This window comes from Kitasatospora sp. NPDC032757, from assembly GCF_055579305.1.
This window is the reverse complement of sequence record NZ_JBVINN010000013.1, coordinates 161793-167805: the sequence shown is the minus strand read 5'-3', so window position 1 is coordinate 167805 and position 6013 is coordinate 161793. Positions and strand designations below refer to the sequence as shown.

Sequence of the window (6013 nt, the reverse complement as noted above, 5' to 3'; positions counted from 1 at the left end):
GGCGAGGGAGGCCTCCATGATCCGCGGGGAGAGCAGGTGGACGTGGGTGTCGATGGCGCCGGCGGTGGCGATCATGCCCTCGCCGGAGACGATCGTCGTGCCCGTCCCGACCACCACGTCCACGCCGTCCAGGGTGTCCGGGTTGCCGGCCCGCCCGATCGAGGCGATCCGGCCCTCACGGATACCGATACTGGTCTTCCGGATGCCGAGCACCGCGTCGATCACCAGCACGTTGCTGATCACCACGTCGCAGGTGTCGCGGACGGCGGCGGGCTTGAGGTGCATCCCGTCGCGGGCGGTCTTGCCGAAGCCGGCCAGGAACTCGTCCCCGGGCGCCTGCGAGTCGGACTCCACCCGGACGATCAGGCCGGAGTCGCCCAGCCGGATCCGGTCCCCGGCCCGGGGGCCGTGCACGGCGATGTAGTCGTGGGGAGTGATCGCGGTCATGCTCGGGCCTCGCTTCGGTCGCCGGACCACGCCCGCGTGGCGGCACTGTTCGATTGCTTCCTCTGCTCGCTCACGACTCGACCTCCGCGTCGTCGAAGCTGGTCAGGTAGCCGGTCGCGCGGGCCTTGGCCAGCGCGGCCTCCTTGGCGCCGGGCGCGTCCAGCGGGCCGTCCACCAGGCCGGCGAATCCGATGGCGACCCGTTCGCCGCCGATCGGCACCAGGCCGACCTCGACGGTGGCGCCCGGGTCGAAGCGCACCGAGGAGCCGGCCGGCACCGCGAGGTGGGTGCCGTAGGCGGCGGCGCGGTCGAAGGCGAGACGCGGGTTGGCCTCGAAGAAGTGGAAGTGCGAGGTGACCGAGATCGGCACCGCGGAGGTGTTGTGGACGAGCACCACGACCGTCTCCTCGACCGGGTCGTAGCCGGCGCCGTCACCGATCAGGGCGCCGCCGGGGGCCTCGTCGCCGAGCGAGCCGGCGCCCTTGAAGGGGTCGTTGACGACGGCGAGGCGGGTGCCGTCGTCGAAGACCGCCTCGACCTGGACCACGGTGACCACGTCGGGGACCCCGGGCAGCACGTCGGCGGCGGTGAGGACGGAGCGGCCGGCCTCGATGGCCTCCGCGAGGCGCTTGCCGTCGCGGGCGGCCTCGCAGACGGTGTCCGCGATCAGGGCGTGCGCCTCGGGAATGTTGAGGCGTACGCCTCGGGCGCGGCGGGCACGGGCCAGCTCGGCTGCTGTGAAGATCAGCAGCCGGTCCCGCTCGGTGGGGGTCAGTCGCACGGTTCCTCGCTCGCGGTCGCCGGGGAGGGTGGGAGGGGAATGAAGTTAGAACGGCGTTCAAACATCTCGGGCCATTGAACCCGGACCCGGCCGCCCTGTCCAGCGTTGCCGCTTCCCGGATGTTCGGCTCGCCGGGCGCCGCCATCGGGTCCGCGGGGTGTCGCGGGGCCGGGTGGGTGCCGCTGCGGTGCCGGTGCCCGGCCAGTGCAAGGGCCGGAGTGCGGGCCGGGGTGCGCCGGGCGCGCAGGTGCCGGACGGTGGCCGGAAGTCGTCGCAAACCGCCCGTACGCTTCGCAAACCTGTCCGGCGTCGGCAGTTGGATCACGCGGACCGCCCCGTGCCCCTTTCACCACGGGTGATCGGACGCACACTGTTGCAAAGGCCGAAAGCTGGGCATGAGGATGGTGGTCAGAACGAGGGGCCGCCCGGCCTGCGGGGGATCCGGCACCGGGTGGCCGGATTGAGGGCGGGGGCATGTGTTGATGGACGGTCAGTCGCGATTCCCGCGGCAGCGGACGAGTTCGGGGGACGCATTCCGGCCCAGGCCCCAGGGCGGCAAGCCGGGCGGTCCGGGAGCCAACGGGGGGCCGGGGATCAGCGGCGGGCCGGGGGTCACCGGCGCGGTGGATCAGGCACAGCCCGGCACCCCGGCACCCGACTGCGCGCTGCACCGGCGGCTCCACCTGGCGGTCGACGCGGCCGACCTGGTCGCGGTCGGCGCCGTCCGGCACCGGCTGCGCTCCGCGCTCCGCCACTGGGGGGTGCCCGAGCTGGCCGACACGGCCGAGCTGCTCTCGTCCGAGCTGGTCACCAACGCGCTGCTGCACACCGGCCAGGGCGCGGTCTTCGACGCGGTGCTCACCGCCGACCTGCGGCTGCGGATCGAGGTCCAGGACGGCGCCGGCCGGCTGCCCGGCCGCCGCCGCGACCCGGAGGCCGAGTACGCCACCTCGGGGCGCGGACTGGTGCTGGTCGAGGCCCTGGCCGACGCCTGGGGGGTGCAGCTGCGCGGGGATGGCAAGGTGACCTGGTTCGAGCTGGCCTCGCCCTGATCCGGCCCGCCCGGTCCGCTTCCCCGGCCCGCCCGTCCCCCTCGGCGGGGCGTGCCGCGGAGGCCGGGGGAAATGCGTCGTTCGCCATCGAACGGAACCGTGGGCCGAAGGTCTGGAGGAAGATTTCCGGCCCGTTGCCATTGCCGCTCGGCCGAACATTGGCCAGGATGGTGGGAATGTGTGTCCACGTGCGGGAAGCAGCGGGGAGACCTCACCTCGACTGACCACCGCCCGTCGCACGGCCTTATCCAGCACCACCCATCACACCGCCACGCGGCCCGCCCGAACGGTCGGCGCGGTCCGTCACGGCAGCGGCAGGAGCAGCATGCCCACTGAGCCCGAGTCCCAGGGGCCGGCGCTTCCTCCCGGCCAGTCCACGGCCGGGTCGGGGCGGGCGAGACCACCAGCCCAGGCAGTGCGCCGGCATGCGCTGCGGACCGCACCGGGGCTGGCGGCCGGGCGGCTGGCGCCGATGCTCTCCGGCGGCCTGCCGGTCGCCTCGGGAGACTCCACGCCGGACTGGCTGGAGCCCGCGATGGCCGCCAACGGCATCGGCTCCTTCGACTGGGACATCCGCCGCGACGTCCTGGAGGGCGACCAGCGGGCCTGCACGATCGTCGGCCTGGACGCGGGGGACAAGACCCGCTTCGACCGCACCTCCGCGTCCTTCCTGGCCCTGCTGCACCCCGAGGACGCCCCCGTGGTGCGCCGCCGGGTCGAGCGCGCGGTGGCCGAGCTGGGCCAGTGCGGCGCCTACTACCGCACGGTCGGGCCGAACGGGGCGATGCGGGCGGTCCGGTTCCGCGGCCGCGTCCTCGCGGACGCCTTCGGCCGTGCCTCCCGGATGGTCGGCTTCGTCTGGGACGCCACCGTCGAGCTGCACAAGCGCGACCGCGCCGACCGGATGGCACTGCTCCGCGAGGAGCGCTCGCGGTTCATCAAGGAGGCCGCCCGCGCGCTCTCCGAGGCCGTCACCGTCCGCGACGTCGCCCGGGTCTTCACGGAGCTGCCGCTGCCCGGCCTGCCGCCGGACGGCCTCGTGCTGGCCTCCTTCGAGGCAGGCCGGGTGCAGATCCTCGGTGCCTCCGGCTACCGGCCGGACGAGCTCGCCGTCTGGGACCGCTCGGTGCTGCCCGCCGCCCACCCGGCCGCCGAGGCGCTGCGCAACCGCGCCCCCGTGATCATCGCCAGCCGCGACGAGTACCGCGAGCGCTACGCCGAGGTCTGGGAGCCGACCAGCCGGACCGGCCGCAGCTCCTGGGCCTTCCTGCCGCTGGTGGCCAGCGGCCGGGCGATCGGCGTCTGCGTCGTCAGCTTCGACGACGACCGCGAGCTGGACGCCGACGAGCGCACCCTGCTCTCCACCCTCGGCGGCCTGGTCGCCCAGTCACTGGCGCGGGCCCGGCTGCACGACGCCGAGCACGAGCTGGCGGCCGGCCTCCAGCGGGTGATGCTGCCGCGCACCGTGCCGTCCGTGCCCGGCGTCACCACCGCCGTCCGCTACCTGGCGGCCGGGTCCGGCCTGCAGATCGGCGGGGACTGGTACGACGTCGTTCCGCTGCCCGGCGGGCACGTCGGGCTGGTGATCGGCGACGTCCAGGGGCACGACGTGCACGCCGCCGGGATCATGGGCCAGCTGCGGATCGCGCTGCGCGCGTACGCCGCCGAGGGGCACCCGCCGGCCGCGGTGATGGCCCGCGCCTCCCGCTTCCTGGCCGACCTGGACACCGACCACTTCGCCACCTGCACCTACGCCGAGGTGAACGTCGACTACGGCGTGGTGTACGCGGTCCGGGCCGGCCACCTCGACCCGATGGTCCGCCGGGCCGACGGCACCGCCTCCGTCGTCCCGGTCGCCGGCGGTTTGCCGCTGGGCATCGCCCCCGACGAGGAGTACCGCGTCACCCGCTTCAGCCTGGACCCGGGCGAGACGGTGCTGCTCTGCACCGACGGTCTGGTCGAGGCGCGCGGCATGGACCTCGACGACGGCATCGCCCGGCTCAACGCGGTGCTCGCCGGCCCGCTGGCCGACCGCGCCGCCGAGGCACGCGACCCGCTGGAGAGCCTGGCCGACCGGATCGCCTCCCAGGCCGCCGACGACAGCGAGCGCGAGGACGACATAGCGCTGCTGCTCCTGCGCTGGGACGGTCCGGAGGGCGGCCTGGCCGCCCAGCAGCTGCGCCGCCGGATCGGCCAGGCCGACCTCGCCCGGATCTCCGAGGTGCGGGCCGAGCTGCGCGACGCGCTGCGCCGCTGGGGCGTGGCGGAGCTGGTGGACACCGCCGAGCTGCTCGTCTCCGAGCTGGTCACCAACGCGATCCGGCACACCGACCGGGACGCGATGTTCACCGCCCGGCTCTACCGGGAGCCGGTGGGCGACGGCGGCCGGGCCCGGCTGCGGGTCGAGGTGGAGGACGAGTCCGACCTCTGGCCCACCCGCCGGACACCGGGGGAGCAGGCCTCCTCCGGGCGCGGGCTGATGCTGGTCGAGGCGCTGGCGGACGGCTGGGGCGTGGAGCCGCGCGGCTCGGGCAAGCGGATGTGGTTCGAGCTCACCGCCACGCCCGCGGCCTAGCGGACGAGGTCCGAGCTCACGGCCACGGCCGCAGCCTCACGGACGACCCGCCTCAGCCGAACTGCTGCTCCAGGTCCTTCAGCTTGCGCTCCAGCGAGTCCAGCCGGGGCAGCGCGACGGTGTCCTCCTCCATCGTGAGGTCGACCGTGCGCCGCTCCGGACGGGCCGGCAGGCCCGACTGGACGGCCGCACCCTCGCCGGGTGCCGCCGCTTCGACGGCGGGCCGTTCCAGCGAGGGCGCGCCGGCTATGGCGGACTCCTGGCCGGACTCCAGCTGCCGGGCCGCACCGCGCGGGCGCCAGACGCTGTTGGTGCGGTTGATGGCCCGGATCTCGGCCCGTTCGCGGCGGCCGGCCAGCTTGCGGCGCTCCCTCTCCGCGAGCTGCTCCCGCTTGTCCTCGCGGACCTCGTCGACCGCCTCGTCCAGGCTGCGCACGCCCTCCAGCAGCATCAGCGACCAGGCCGCGTAGGTCTCGCGCGGGGCGCGCAGCCAGCGGACGATCCTGATCTGCGGCAGCGGGCGGGGGACGAGCCCCTGCTCGCGCAGGGCGGCCCGGCGGGTCTGTTTGAGCGCCCGGTCGAACAGCACGGCGGCCGAGAGCGACATCCCCGCGAAGAACTGGGGTGCGCCGGCGTGGCCGAAGCCGCGCGGGGCGTGCACCCAGTTGAACCACGCCGAGGCGCCGGCGAAGAGCCAGACCAGCAGCCGCGAGCCGAGCGCGGCATCGCCGTGGCTGGCCTCGCGGACGGCGAGGACGGAGCAGAACATCGCCGCGCCGTCCAGGCCGAACGGGACGAGGTACTCCCAGCCTCCGGAGAGGTTGAGGTTCTGCACCCCGAATCCGACCAGGCCGTGGAAGGAGAGTGCGGCCGCGACGGCGGCACAGCAGAACAGCAGCGTGTACGAGGCCCCGCCGTACAGGGATTCCTTGCGGCGGCGGCGTTCCTCGGAACGCTCCCAGGAATCCGCGCCGCCCGGTCCGGCGGCGGATCCCCGGTTCCGGGCCAGGGCCACCAGCAGGGCGGTGACCAGCAGAACCGCCACGCCGGTGACGGCCCAACCGAGCGGTATATCGGACAATTTCATCGCCTGGACCAGCCTCGCTCTCCTGCGTCGTGATGGCGGGGACCATCATGGCGGATGTGCGGCCGGTGAAT

4 protein-coding genes and 1 pseudogene are annotated in these 6013 nt (G+C 74.5%); 2 read left to right on the top strand and 3 right to left on the bottom strand.

Features of this window, described 5'->3' with window-relative positions:
* Together ACZ5WK_RS17790 and ureA are read right to left on the bottom strand one after the other, a co-directional pair.
* A pseudogene (locus tag ACZ5WK_RS17790) lies at positions 1-447 on the bottom strand (urease subunit alpha); the annotation flags it as partial.
* Between the two features lie 70 nt (positions 448-517).
* Complete coding sequence (ureA, locus tag ACZ5WK_RS17785; protein WP_465548348.1) at positions 518-1228, bottom strand: urease subunit gamma; 711 nt, start codon at positions 1226-1228, stop codon at positions 518-520.
* Between the two features lie 623 nt (positions 1229-1851).
* Between ureA and ACZ5WK_RS17780 the strand changes: the two genes are divergently transcribed.
* Positions 1852-2280, top strand: a complete 429-nt coding sequence (locus tag ACZ5WK_RS17780) for an ATP-binding protein (protein ID WP_465548347.1) — start codon at positions 1852-1854, stop codon at positions 2278-2280.
* Between the two features lie 415 nt (positions 2281-2695).
* Positions 2696-4855, top strand: coding sequence for an ATP-binding SpoIIE family protein phosphatase (locus tag ACZ5WK_RS17775; protein WP_465548346.1), 2160 nt, complete (start codon positions 2696-2698; stop codon positions 4853-4855).
* A 52-nt stretch (positions 4856-4907) separates the two neighbouring features.
* Here ACZ5WK_RS17775 and ACZ5WK_RS17770 read toward each other — a convergent pair whose 3' ends face one another.
* A complete protein-coding gene (locus ACZ5WK_RS17770) occupies positions 4908-5942 on the bottom strand; it encodes a DUF2637 domain-containing protein (RefSeq protein ID WP_465548345.1) in 1035 nt (344 codons plus the stop codon).
* Between the last annotated feature and the right edge of the window lie 71 nt (positions 5943-6013).